This is a genomic window from Streptomyces sp. ALI-76-A, assembly GCF_030287445.1.
GTDB lineage: Bacteria > Actinomycetota > Actinomycetes > Streptomycetales > Streptomycetaceae > Streptomyces.
This window is the reverse complement of sequence record NZ_JASVWB010000002.1, coordinates 7303948-7316469: the sequence shown is the minus strand read 5'-3', so window position 1 is coordinate 7316469 and position 12522 is coordinate 7303948. Positions and strand designations below refer to the sequence as shown.

Below are 12522 nucleotides of genomic sequence, written 5' to 3'. Positions count from 1 at the left end.
GGTCGAAGCGGTACTCCCGCGCGGGGACGACCGTGGATCCAGTTGGGGTTCATCGCCCCGGTGCGCACGAGGGTGTTGCCGTCGACCGTGATGGTGCCGGCCAGCGGGTGGAACGGGTCGAGGAACTTCTGGTTGGAGATCGCGATGCCGCTGCCGAGGGCGTTGGTGTCCTGGACCAGGTTGTTCCTGACGGTGAGGTCGGTGCCGCCGTAGATCGCGATGCCGTTGGCCAGGTTCGGCTGGGTGATGGTGTTGTTCTCGAAGCTGCTGTTCGTGGTCGGCGCGTACAGCGACCACATGGCGAGCGCGTCGTCGCCCTGGTTGCGCAGGAAGTTGTGGCGGACGCGGACCCCGCGCGCGTTGCCGTTGAGGTTGAGGCCGTCGGCGGTCATGTCGAGGAAGCGGTTGTTCTCGACGACCAGGTTGTCGTTGTCGCCGGTCAGCCAGAGGCCGACCTTCAGGTGCTGGAGCCACATGCCGGAGACGGAGCTGTCCGGGCCGAGGGAGCCGTTGACGAAGTTGTCCGGGCTGGAGTCGACGCGTTCGGTGACCTCGCCGATCACCGCGAAGTCCCTGATGTGGACGCCGCCGGAGGAGGTGGTCTGGTCGATGAAGCGGGAGGCGCGCACGACGGAGTGCCAGTTGCCGGCGCCCTGGAGGGTGACGTTCCGCACTCCGCCCAGTGCGGACGTCAGCCGGTACTCGCCCGGCGGGATCCAGACCACTCCCCCGTGGGCGGCCGCGATGGCGTCCCGGAAGGCCTGGGTGGAGTCGCCGGTGCCGCTCGGGTCGGCGCCCCGGGAGGTGACCGACACCGACCCGGCGGGCTGGGTGGCGGCGTTCGCCACCTGCTCGAAGTCGGCGACGTCCACGGTGACCTGGGTACCGGTCGACTGGAGAATGCCCCCGCGCGAGTGCGGGAGGAGGCGGGGAGGAAAGGCGGGAAGAGCTGACGAGGCGCCGTCGGCGACCTGAACGCCGGCGGTGCCTGTCAGACCTCGGGGGCGGGCACCACGCTGAGGTGACCTGCCGTACGGCGCGCACGCACCGTCCGTCGGGTGATGGCGGACGCCGGACGGCGCGCGGGGCGCAGGACCAGCGTCAGCCGGGTGTAGCCCATGTCCCGCAGACTCCGGGGGGTCTCGTCGACGACCCGGCAGTCGGTGGCACCCCAGCGCGGGTCCGGGTGCACCAGGGGACGGACCGCGCCGTCGTGCTCGACGGCCCGCTCGCCGACCGCGCGCACCCAGTGCGGCAGGCCCTGCCGGTAGGCGGCCTCCATGAGCGGGTCCTGGGCGATGTCCCGGCGGACGGCTTGCAGCGCGGGGTCGTGGGCGTGCCGCTCCAGAGCCGCGGCGAGGTGCGCCAGCATCGGCAGGCACCAGCGCGTCTCGTGGTCGGCGAGGACCATGCTCGCGTCGGGGTGGAACAGGACGAAACGGAGGAAGTTGTCGCCCGGCATGGCCGTCGGATGCGGGCCCACGCCACGGAAGAGTGACGCGAACGCGGTGTTGGCGAGGACGACGTCCCAGCGGTGGTCGAGGACGACGGACGGGAACGAGACCGCTTCCAGGAGCGTGGCGTAGTCCTGCAGATACGCCTGGGCCTCGAGACTGTCGGGGAAGGGCCTCGGTACGGTCCGCTGCCCACCTGCCTGATATGCCATCGGGAGGTCACCCCTCTTGCCTCTGCGGCCTTCACGCGGCGCCCTTGATCCTGCTTCCCCGATACGATCGGTGTCAACTATCGTGGCATTCGGTGCCCGTTGACGGCTGAAATTGGCCACAGTTGTGGCGAGACCTGGATGTGCGTTCGAACGACCCGCTATTCTCCGGGAAGTTCACGGCAATCGCTTGTGAGAAGCCAGTGAGAGAGACGTAGGAGATCTGTCGGTGTCGGTTGGCTTCGAGGGTTCCGGCGACGCGGCGTCGGCTGTGCTGTCGGCCGTCGTCGCCCGTGTCGCCGCACTGGCCGACCGGCTCGGCGTACCGCACGCGGAGGTCTTCGACACCGGCCGTCTGTCCGTCGCCTCCGGTGTGCCGGAACCCGTGGTCAAGGCCCTGCTGAGCGGCCGGCCCGCCGGTGAACCCGATGTGCAGGCCCGGTTCCTCCAGCGCCTGGACCTGCTGCGCCGCACCCGGCTCAAGCCCAACGGGCGCAGATACACCCAGCAGGAGATCGCCGACGGCGCGGGGATGTCCCGGCAGCAGGCCGGAGCGCTCATCAACGGCGACCGGCGTCCCACGATGGAGCACTGCGACGCCATCCAGCGCTTCTTCCGGGTGCACGCCGGATTCCTCACGGCCGAGGACCCCGAAGCGCTCGCGGGCACCCTCCAGCGCACCGAGCAGGAGCTCCTTCAGAAGCTCGCGGAGCGCGAGGCGGCCGCGGTGCTCGACGACCCGCTGGAGCGGCTGTTGCAGGACCACGGCGTCCGGGGGATCGCCTGGCGGGCCGCGCAGCTGCCCACCGACCAGCACCGGGACAAGGTCGCGGAGTGGCTGGACATGCTCCTGGAGAGCGTCAAGCGGCCCGAGTCCTGATCCGGGAGAGAACTGTGGGCATCGGCAAGGACATGCGCCGTCTGTGCGGCGAGTTGGTGGCAGAACTGTCCCTCCCCGCACCGGCGCCGCCCGCCGAGCTGTACGGGGCGCTGTGCGACGCGATGAGCAGACGCCGCGGCCGCCCCGTCCTGTTCCGTACCGCCGCCTTCCCGCCCGGGACCGCCAGCGGGCTGTGGCTGGACATGGCCGACCAGGACCTCGTCGTGATCGAGGAACGCACCGCCCCGGACCACCAGTTGGTGATCCTCGGCCACGAGCTGTGGCACATGAAGGCCGGGCACTGCGGTCACCACGTGGAGGGGGCCGCGGTCGCCGCGCGGCTGCTGCACGACGAGGCGGACCTCAGGGCGACCGTCCTCAAGGTCGCGGCGCGCGACCGTTTCGACCTGGCCGAGGAGAAGGAGGCCGAGACCTTCGGCCTGCTGCTGGCGAGCAAGTGCCGCACGTGGCTGGCGGGTTCGTCACAGCGGGGACCGGTGCCGCGTGATCACCTGGCGGGCCGGATCGAGGCGTCCCTGGGCTATCTGGGGCCGCAGGGCTGACCCGGGGGCCGTCGGTGACCGGGCCGTGTCAGGTCGCGCTGCGTTCGCTGGCCTCACGCCGGTCGCGTTCCTTGGCCCGGTCGCGGACGCCGTCGGGACGGCCGGGGGTGGTGCCGGGACCGCCCTCGCACAGCAGGTCGCGCCAGTGCTCGCGGCTCCAGTGGGCCGGGGCCGTGGTGGCGGTGAACTCCTCGACGAGGGAGACGAAGCGGGCCGGGTCGCTGTGGAACGGGAAGTGGCCCGCGCCCTCGAAGATCTCCAGCCGGCTGCCCGGCATCGCCTCGTGCGCGCCGAACGCGTGCCGTACGGGCACCACGCTGTCCCGGTCGCCCCACAGCAGCATGGTCGGCATGCCTTCGGTGAGGTAGCAGCGGTCGAGCATGGTGACGACCTGACCCCGCCAGTCGACGACGGCGCGCAGGGTGCGGATGAAGGCGTTGCGGGCGGTCTCGTCGGGCAGCGCGTCCACCAGGGTGAGCAACTCGGGTGCGTCCTGGCCGAGATCGGTGTCCAGGAGCTTCATCATCCGCACGGCGAGGCCGACCTGGAGCCTCATTCCGGGCAGTCGCAGGGTGGACAGCAGGAGATGGGCGCCGGGCAGCGAGACCAGCCGCAGGACCGGGTTGACCTCGCGGCCCACTCCGCCCGCGCCGACCAGGACGAGCCGTTCGGTGCGTTCGGGGAACTGGTAGGCGAACTGCATGGCCACCCCGCCGCCCAGGGAGTGGCCGAGCAGGGTCGCGGACTCGATGCCGAGCGTGGTGAGCAGATCGCGCACGCCGTTGGCGTAGGCGGCCACCGAGTAGTCGGCGCGCGGCTTGTCGGAGGCGCCGTGGCCGAGGAGGTCGGGGGCGATGACGGTGTGGGTGCGGGCCAGGTCGGGGATCAGTCCGGCCCAGGTGGCGGAGGAGTCCCCGATGCCGTGGATGAGCACCAGGGGCGGGCCCTCGCCGGCCATCCGGAAGGCACGGCGGTATCCGTGCACCACGCGGTACCGGAGCTGGAGTTCCGCATCGCTCACCGAGCGCAGCCGTGCGGTGCGCGCCGGGCGCCGTCGGGGGGCTTCGACCACGTACTCCTCCTGTTCGGGTGGCCACGAAGGAGCGGCCGAAAGCGCTTGGTTCCAGCGTAGAGCGGCATTCCGGCCGGGGGTTTCGGTGAGGTTTCGCCTCCGCTAAGCGGGCGAACCGGCGTGCGGCGGGACCGGATTGTCAGTGGTGGGCGGCAAGCTGGACATGTGCCGCCGTGCGGCGGCACACGCGCCACACGGCGTGAGGGACGACCACGACCTGGGGAGAGCCGCCCGATGCACACCGCCGTACCGACCGACCGCGAGCGCACCGCCGTCCAGGCCTACCTCCGGCTGCTGCACACCGTGCGGGCCGCCTTCGACGAGGCGTCCGGCCCGCCCGGCTCCGGCCGGCCGTCCGTCGTCCCGCCCGCCGTGCTCGCCGAGGCGGAACGGGCCCTGGCGGAGGCGGGCCTCGCGGGCAACGAGGAGGAGTTCTTCCGCCTCCTGCACAGTTGGTGCCCGCCGGAGCCGTAGCCCGCGCGACCGCGGCCGTGCCGTACGCCGGACATCTCGCACACCGGGCATCCCGTACGCCGGGCATCCCGTACGCCGCGACGGGGTCCAGCTCGAACAGTCCTCCAGGCCGTTCGCTCGGTCGTCCCGTGCGTCAGTCGTGCGGCACGGTGACGGCCGTGGCCAGCAGTCCGCGTCCGACCGTCCAGCGGCCGTCGAGATGTCCGAGCCGCCGGCCGCCCACCACCGGGCCGGGGACGAGGAGTTCGGCGCGGAAGGTGCCGTGCAGTCCCTCTCCCGGGCCGACGAGGATCTCGATGTCGGCCTCGAAGAAATCGAGCCACCGCAGGGTGAGGGGGAACCACGCCTTGTAGACGGACTCCTTGGCGCTGAACAGGAGCCGGTCCCAGTGGGTCCCGGGGTCGTCGTGGGCGAGCCGGAGCAGACGCTCCCGTTCGGCGGGCAGGGCGACGGCGTCCAGGACGCCCTCCGGGAGCGGTCCGTCGGGTTCGGCGTCGATACCGAGGGAGGCGAGGTCACCGACGTGGGCCAGCGCGGCGGCGCAGTAGCCGTCGCAGTGGGTCATGCTGCCGGTCAGGCTCTCGGGCCACCGGGGAGCGCCGCGTTCCCCGGGCAGCACGGGGTGCGGCGGCACGCCGAGTTTCCCCATGGCCCGGCGGGCGCAGGAGCGTACGGCGGCGAACTCGCGGCGTCGTTTGCCGATCGCCTGGGCGACGACAGCCGCTTCCTCGGGGAACAGGCGCCTCTCGTCGAACTCGTCGTAGCCGTACGCCTCGACCACCACCACCGGTGCGGGCAGCAGTTCCTCGATCACCGGGCCCCGGCCTCCCTCGGCGCGATGCGGCGCAGCCTCCCCGGCGGTCCGGTGCGCTTGCGCCACTCGCGGGGGTAGCCCACCGACACCTCCTCGAAGCGGACGCCCTGGTGCCAGGTGGTGCGGGGGATGTGGAGATGGCCGTACACCATGGTCTGCACGCGGAACCTGTGGTGCCAGTCGGCGGTGAGGCGGGTGCCGCACCACATGGCGAACTCGGGGTGCCACAGGACGTCCGTGGGGTGCCGGTCCAGCGGGTAGTGGTTGACGAGGACGGTGGGCAGGTGGCCGGGGATCGCCGCGAGCCGCCGTTCGGTGTCGGCGACCCGGGCCCGGCACCAGGCCTCACGGCTCGGGTAGGGGTCGGGGTGCAGCAGGAACTCGTCGTTGCAGACGATCCCGGTGCCGTGCGCGTACGCCAGTCCCTCCTCCTTGGTCGAGCAGCCGGCCGGCAGGAAGGAGTAGTCGTACAGCAGGAACAGCGGGGCCACGGCGACCGGGCCGGCGGGGCCGTTCCACACGGGATAGGGATCCTCGGGGGTCGTCACGCCCAGTTCCCGGCACAGCTCGACCAGGTGGTCGTAGCGGGCGGCCCCGCGCAGCGTGACGGTGTCCTTGGGGTGGGTCCACAGTTCGTGGTTGCCCGGCGCCCAGACGACCTTGCGGAAGCGGCTCGCGAGCGTCTTGAGGGCCCAGCGGATGTCGGCCGAGGTCTCCGCGACGTCGCCGGCCACGAGCAGCCAGTCGTCGTCGGTCTGCGGCCGCATCCGTTCGACCAGCGCGCGGTTCTCCTCGTAGCCGATGTGCAGGTCGCTGATGGCCAGTAACTGCCCCACGCCACCGACCGTCGACGTCACCTCTCACCCCTCCGAGCTCCAGAATGTGACCACGAGAGCATATCCGCCGCGGCCCCTAGGACAAGGGTGGACCAGGTCGGCTGGTCTTCGGGTACGGGAGGCGTCCGCGCCGCCTGCCGCGGGCGGCGCGGACGCTCCGCCCAGGGGCGGTGGTGGCGCTCTTCCCGAGGTGGGAGACGCTGGTCCCGGGTCCCGGGATCAATGTGAGCATGATCGGAAAATCCGTAACACGCACGTTGCACGCGGTGCCCCGCGGAAGCCGTATGATCGCCCCAACACCACCGCCATGAACGTCCCTCGCACGGGGCGGTTTGGTGTACCCCCATCACCCTGCCCGGGCACGGGCGTGCTCCGTCCTGCCCGCGAACCACGGAAGGCGGCCTGCATGGTCTCTCGCGTACGCGTCTGGCTCAACCGCACGTACGCGGAGAACGTGTTCTTCATGGATCAGCTGCGGAGAAATCCCAGCGACCGCGCCGTCGAGATCCATGCGACGCACGGCGACGCCGACTCCCCCGTGCTGGCCGCCGCCGACACCGCCGACCTGGAGCCGGAGGGCCTGTCCCCGGCCGCGTACGTCGAGTACGCGCTGGACCAGTGCGTACGGCGCGGCATCGACGTGTTCGTGCCCCGGCTGCACCAGTCGGCGATCGTGGCGCACCGCGCCGACTTCGAGGCGGCCGGTACGGCGCTGCTGGCGCCGCCGCCGGAGGCCGTGGCCGTCTTCCACGACAAGGTGATCGCCTACGAGGCCGTCCAGGCGATCGGGGTGCCGGTGCCGTCGTGGTGGCGGGTACGGTCCGCCGACGAACTGCTGGCGGCGGTCGAGGAACTGGAGGCGGGCGGCCACAAGGCGTGCTTCAAGCCGGCGTCCGGTGCGGGCGGGGTCGGCTTCCGGGTCATCACACGCGCTCCCTTCTCGCTCGTGCACCTCAACGGCTTCCCGAGCCCGTACGTCCCGCTCGACCTGGCGCTGGAAGCGCTGAAGCAGGCCGAGGAGCCGGTGGACTGGCTGGTCATGCCGCGGCTGGAGCAGCCGGAGGTGTCGGTGGACTGCCTCACCGGACCCGACAACCGGATCCGGCTGGCCATCGGCCGCACCAAGAACGGCCGCCGCCGCGGGTTCACGCTCGCCGAGCAGTGGCTGGAGCCGGCCCGGCGGATCGCGGAGGGCTTCGGGCTGCACTACCTGTCCAACATCCAGTTCCGGATGCTCGGCGAGACGCCGGTCCTGATGGACGTCAACACGCGTCCGGCGGGCGGACTGCACCAGCTGTCGCTGTGCGGGGTCAACGCCCCCTGGGCGGCGGTGCAGTTGGCGCTCGGCGAGGACCCGGGGGAGATCACTCCGCCGTTCCTGGGCCAGGACTACACGGTGGTGTCGGCGCCGCGGCCGCTGCGCGCCGTCTCGATCCCGCACCAGCGGGCGGAGGACGCGGAGCCGTTGCCGTCGGCGGTGGAGCGGACACCGCCGGACTCCGGCAGGGAGGTCGGTTCCGGACGGGGGGCCGACTCCGTCGCAGTGGCCGACGCCGGCCGGAAGGCCGACTCCGTCGGGGCCACGACTCAGGCGCTGCCGCTGTAGGCCGCCCGCGGGCGGCAGGGCCGCCCGTGTCCGCGCGGGGGCAGGCGGACGCCGGGCGCCGCGGACGCGCGGCACCATGGTCACGGAACCTTCGGTGCCGTCCGTGCCCGGGCGGTCCGCCGCTTTCCCGATTCCCGCGGGAACCCCCGGGGCCGCCGGGAGCCGTGTGCGGGGGGTGCCCGGGCTCAGAAGCGGCCCGATCCGCGGTACAGCTCCAGCTCGCCGTCCAGTTCGACCGCGAGCACGGTGGCGTGCGGGTCGAGGTCGGCCGCGCCGGGCGGGTCGATCCACAGCACCCCGACGGCGTCGTGGAGCCCGCCGACGACCCGGTGCGCCAGTTCGGTGCCGGTACCGAGGACGGTGACCCGGCGGACCGGCGTGACGAGACCGCGCACCCCGATCTCGGCGCGCGGGATGTCGAAGAGGGTGAGATAGAGCGTGCGGCGGTCCGCGCAGAGTGTGCTGGGCCCGTAGTGGTGCCCGGCCGGCAGCCCGCGCACCGTGCCGTACACGGCGTCGGAGTGCCTGCGGATCCACTCCCCCAGGCCTTCGAGGCGCTCGGCCTGCGGCTCGGGGATGGTGCCGTCCTCCCGTGGCCCGACGTCGAGCAGCAGGTTGCCGCCCCCGCCGATGGTCTCGGTGAAGTAGCGCACCAGCTGGGTGAGCGACTTGTGGTTGTGGTCGTGGTGCTGATAGCCCCACGAGTCGTTGATGGTCAGGCACAGCTCCCAGGGGCCGTCGGGCGGTTCGATGGGGGCGCCCTGTTCGGGGGTGGCGTAGTCGCCCTCGCTGAGCATGCGGGCGTTGAAGACCACGTCCGGCACGTACGAGCGGATGAGCGCGGCGAGTCCGGGGATGCGCCACTGCTCCTCGCTGCGGTCCCACTCGCCGTCGAACCACATCAGGTCCGGCCGGTATCGGGAGGCGAGCTCGCGGATCTGGCCGTCGCGGTAGGCGAGGAACCGCTCCCAGGCGTCCAGGTCCTCGTCCTCGGCCGGGCACTCGGAGTAGCGGTTGTCCTCCGTCTCCGGCGGCCGGCCCGGCTTGCGGGTGGTGGCGTAGTCGGGGTGGTTCCAGTCGGAGTGGGAGTAGTACAGGCCGACCTTGAGCCCCTTCTCGCGCAGGGCGTCGGCATAACCGGCGAGATGGTCGCGCCCCAGGTTCAGCTCGCCGTACGCGGTGTCCCACAGGGCGACGCCGTCGTGATGGCGGCTGGTGAGCACGGCGTACCGGGCACCGGCCCGGGCGAAGAGGTCCGCCCAGGCACGCGGGTCGTACCGGGCGCCGGTGAAGCGGTCGAGCTGGGACATGTACCGGTCGTGCTCCACGATGCCGTCGTAGAACGACCAGGACTCCTGGACGCCGTCGACGGCGTAGATCCCCCAGTGGACGAAGATCCCCAACTTGGCGTCGGTGAACCACGGTTGCATGGGCACAGGTGAACTCCTCGGCGAGACACGCCACTTGGCGGACGGGGCGGGCACGCGGGGCGCGCCCGCCCCCGGTGTTGCGGCCTACCGGTCCGGGGTCGCGCGCCGCAGACGGAACGTCAGGATCTGGAAGGGGCGCAGGGACACCGCGACCGCGTTGTCACCGTCCACCTCCGCGTCCTGGAGCGGCCGCTCCAGCAGGTCGGTGACCTGGGCGCCGGCGAGCGGGAATCCGGTGCGCAGGACGCCCCGGGCACGGCCACCGCACGACTCGTACAGTCGCACCACGACGTCACCGGACGCGTCGTCGGCGAGCTTGACCGCCTCGACGGTCACGCCCGCGCCGTCCACCGAGACGACCGGCTCGGGGGCGCCCGCCGCGTCCGCCACGCGCAGCGGCAGGTTGAGGGAGTAGCCCTCGGCGACCGCGTCCTCGATGCTCGCGCCGGGCAGCAGGGAGTACGTGAACCGGTGCCGGCCCTGGTCGGCCTCGGGGTCCGGGATGCGCGGGGCGCGCACCAGGCTGAGGTGGACCGAGGTGGTCGTACCGCCGTCCTCGCGGACGGTGCGGGTGACGTCGTGGCCGTAGGTCGAGTCGTTGAGGACCGCGACGCCGTAGCCGGGTTCGGCGATGTGCACCCAGCGGTGGCCGGAGACCTCGAAACGGGCCGCCTCCCAGCTGGTGTTGGTGTGAGTGGGCCGCTGGACGTGCCCGAACTGGATCTCCGCGGAGGAGTGGGCGGCCCGGACGTCCACCGGGAAGCCGGCCTTGAGGATCTTCTCGGCCTCGTGCCAGTCGATCTCGGTCTCGAAGTCGATCCGGGGACTGCCCGCGCGGACCGTGATGGTCTGCGTGATCGTCGAACCCCTGCCGAAGGAGCGGGTGACGCGGATCGCGCCGATGAGCGGGTCCGCCTCGACGACGGCCACCGACTCCGCCTCCAGCAGGTCCGTGTAGCGGTTCCGGTAGTGCTTGTCGATGTCCCAGGCGTCCCAGTAGTTCGGGAGGTCGGTGTGCAGGCGGAGCCGGTTGCCCTTGCCGGCGAGGACTTCGCGGTGCGCCCGCAGGTCCCGGACGGAGGACAGGGTGCCGTCCTGAGCCACCTCGACGCGGACCAGCCCGTTGTCCAGGATCCGCCCCTCGGCCTTGACCGGCTGCGGGGGCCGGGTGCCGGTCAGGGGCGCGCTGCCGCCCGCGGGCACCTCCACGTACGCCGGTGCGCCGTCGGCCGTCCGGACCACCTCGGCGCGGTCGTACGGGCTCGTGTTGAACACCCGGGTGCTCCCGGCGCCCAGCGCGGCGACCGCCCGGGCTGTCAGCGCCTCCAGCTCCTGCGCCACACGGGCGTACTCGGCCTCGGCCTCCCGGTGCACCCAGGCGATCGAGGACCCCGGCAGGATGTCGTGGAACTGGTGCAGCAGGACCGTCTTCCAGAGCCGGTCGAGCTGCTCGTAGGGGTAGGCGTAGCCCGGCGCGTGCAGCGCCGCCGTCGTCGCCCACAACTCGGCCTCGCGCAGCTTGTGCTCGCTGCGGCGGTTGCCCTGCTTGGTGCGGGCCTGGGAGGTGTAGGTGGCGCGGTGCAGCTCCAGGTAGAGCTCGCCGTTCCAGACCGGGGCGTCCGGGTACTCCTCGCGGGCCTTGGCGAAGAAGGCGTCGGGGTGCTCCACCACGACCTTGGGTGAGCCCTCCAGGTCCGCGAGCCGGCGCGCGCGTTCCATGATCTCGCGGGTGGGACCGCCGCCGCCGTCGCCCCAGCCGAAGGGCGCCAGCGAGCGCGTACCGCCGCCCTTCTCGCGGTAGTTGCGGACCGCGCGGTCCATCTCCTCCCCGCTGAAGCGGGCGTTGTAGGTGTCGACCGGCGGGAAGTGGGTGAAGACGCGGGTGCCGTCGATGCCCTCCCACCAGAAGGTGTGGTGGGGGAACTTGTTGGTCTGGTTCCAGGAGATCTTCTGGGTCAGGAACCACTCGTTGCCGGCGAGCTTGGCGAGCTGCGGATAGGCGGCCGTGTAGCCGAAGGAGTCCGGCAGCCAGACGCCCTTGGTCTCGACGCCGAAGTGCTCGAGGAAGAACCGCTTGCCGTGGATCAGCTGGCGGGCCATGGCCTCGCCGCCGGGCAGGTTGCCGTCGGCCTCCACCCACATGCCGCCGACCGGCACCCACTGGCCCTTCTTCACCGAGTCCTGGATGCGCGCCCAGACCTTCGGGTAGTTGTCGCGCACCCACTCGTACTGCTGGGCCTGCGAGCAGGCGAAGATGAAGTCCTCGTACTCGTCGGCCAGGGACGTCACGTTGGAGAAGGTGCGGGACGTCTTGCGCTTGGTCTCGCGGATCGGCCACAGCCAGGCGGAGTCGATGTGCGCGTGCCCGACACCGGAGATGGTGTGGGCGCTGGCGTGAGCGGGCCGGGCCAGCACCGGCGCGAGCACCTCGCGGACGGCCGGGGCACTGCCGGAGACGTCGTCCAGGTCCAGGACGTCCATGGCCCGGTCCAGGGCGTGCGCGATCTCGTGGCGGCGCGGTTCGTGCTCACCCAGGTGGACCATGAGTTCGCGCAGCACCTGGAGGTCCAGGTCGAGGTGCCAGACCTCCTCGTCCAGGACGGCGATGTCGGCGCGCTGGAAGGTGTAGAGCGGCTTGTCGCCCGCGGTGAGGACGTCGCCGAGGTGGGTGATCTTCGAGAAGTTGTCGGCGAGGATGTCCGGGTTGGAGGCCGCCTCCACCAGGTAGTCGATCACCTCGCCGCCGGTCGCCGGGTTGGCGATCGGCACGTAGTGGTTGAGCGGGTTGACCGCCTTCAGCGGCGTCCCGTCGGTCAGGTGGACCAGCGCCTCGGCCTGGTTGCCGGGCCAGTCGCCGACGAAGCCGAGGTCGATGACCGCCTCGACGCGCCGGCCGGCCCACGCGGCGGGCACCCGCCCGCGCATCCGGAACCAGGTGGTGCCCCACGGCGGGCCCCAGGGGGTGTCCATCGCGAAGGGCTCGTAGGCGGCCGCGGCGGCCTCGGCGAACGGGACCGGCTCGCCCGGCGCCTGCCAGGCCTCCACCTCGAAGGGGACGGTGGCCGCGTAGATCGCGGGCTTGATGCGCTGGGTGTGGACGCGCTCGACGCGCTCCTCGATCCGGCGGCGTTCGTCGTGCATGAGGATCTCCAGGGAACCGGGAACCAGAAGTGGGGAAAGCGCT

The 12522-nt window shown here is 71.9% G+C and carries 10 protein-coding genes and 1 pseudogene; 4 read left to right on the top strand and 7 right to left on the bottom strand.

Annotation, left to right across the window (positions count from 1 at the left end; translation table 11 throughout):
- Positions 1-32 precede the first annotated feature (32 nt).
- Positions 33-896 (bottom strand): annotated as a pseudogene (locus tag QQS16_RS33305) (glycosyl hydrolase family 28-related protein); the annotation flags it as partial.
- 95 nt (positions 897-991) lie between these two features.
- The gene (locus QQS16_RS33300) at positions 992-1666 is read right to left on the bottom strand and encodes an MmyB family transcriptional regulator (RefSeq protein WP_286065766.1); all 675 of its coding nucleotides are present in this window, start codon (positions 1664-1666) and stop codon (positions 992-994) included.
- Between the two features lie 226 nt (positions 1667-1892).
- Between QQS16_RS33300 and QQS16_RS33295 the strand changes: the two genes are divergently transcribed.
- On the top strand, positions 1893-2543 hold the full coding sequence (locus tag QQS16_RS33295) for a helix-turn-helix domain-containing protein (RefSeq protein WP_286065765.1): 651 nt from the start codon (positions 1893-1895) through the stop codon (positions 2541-2543).
- A gap of 32 nt (positions 2544-2575) precedes the next feature.
- Positions 2576-3106, top strand: coding sequence for a toxin-antitoxin system, toxin component (locus QQS16_RS33290; protein WP_286066540.1), 531 nt, complete (start codon positions 2576-2578; stop codon positions 3104-3106).
- A 28-nt stretch (positions 3107-3134) separates the two neighbouring features.
- Here QQS16_RS33290 and QQS16_RS33285 read toward each other — a convergent pair whose 3' ends face one another.
- A complete protein-coding gene (locus tag QQS16_RS33285; RefSeq protein ID WP_286065764.1) occupies positions 3135-4178 on the bottom strand; it encodes an alpha/beta fold hydrolase in 1044 nt (347 codons plus the stop codon).
- 234 nt (positions 4179-4412) lie between these two features.
- Here QQS16_RS33285 and QQS16_RS33280 point away from each other — a divergent pair, with 234 nt between their 5' ends.
- Entirely contained in the window at positions 4413-4652 is a 240-nt protein-coding gene (locus QQS16_RS33280) for a hypothetical protein (protein WP_286065763.1), read from the top strand.
- Between the two features lie 133 nt (positions 4653-4785).
- Here the strand turns inward: QQS16_RS33280 and QQS16_RS33275 are convergent, their stop codons facing one another.
- Together QQS16_RS33275 and QQS16_RS33270 are read right to left on the bottom strand one after the other, a co-directional pair.
- Positions 4786-5466: a 4'-phosphopantetheinyl transferase family protein gene (locus QQS16_RS33275; protein ID WP_286065762.1), complete on the bottom strand. Its 681-nt coding sequence runs from the start codon at positions 5464-5466 to the stop codon at positions 4786-4788.
- Entirely contained in the window at positions 5463-6323 is an 861-nt protein-coding gene (locus QQS16_RS33270) for a metallophosphoesterase family protein (RefSeq protein ID WP_286065761.1), read from the bottom strand. The genes QQS16_RS33275 and QQS16_RS33270 overlap by 4 nt, the downstream gene beginning before the upstream one ends.
- 385 nt (positions 6324-6708) lie before the next feature.
- On the opposite strand from QQS16_RS33270, the gene QQS16_RS33265 reads away from it, so the two are divergent.
- Positions 6709-7908, top strand: a complete 1200-nt coding sequence (locus QQS16_RS33265) for an ATP-grasp domain-containing protein (RefSeq protein ID WP_286065760.1) — start codon at positions 6709-6711, stop codon at positions 7906-7908.
- Positions 7909-8093: 185 nt separating this feature from the next.
- Here the strand turns inward: QQS16_RS33265 and QQS16_RS33260 are convergent, their stop codons facing one another.
- The gene (locus QQS16_RS33260) at positions 8094-9344 is read right to left on the bottom strand and encodes an alpha-L-fucosidase (protein WP_286065759.1); all 1251 of its coding nucleotides are present in this window, start codon (positions 9342-9344) and stop codon (positions 8094-8096) included.
- A gap of 78 nt (positions 9345-9422) precedes the next feature.
- A complete protein-coding gene (locus QQS16_RS33255; RefSeq protein WP_286065758.1) occupies positions 9423-12479 on the bottom strand; it encodes an alpha-mannosidase in 3057 nt (1018 codons plus the stop codon).
- Positions 12480-12522 lie beyond the last annotated feature (43 nt).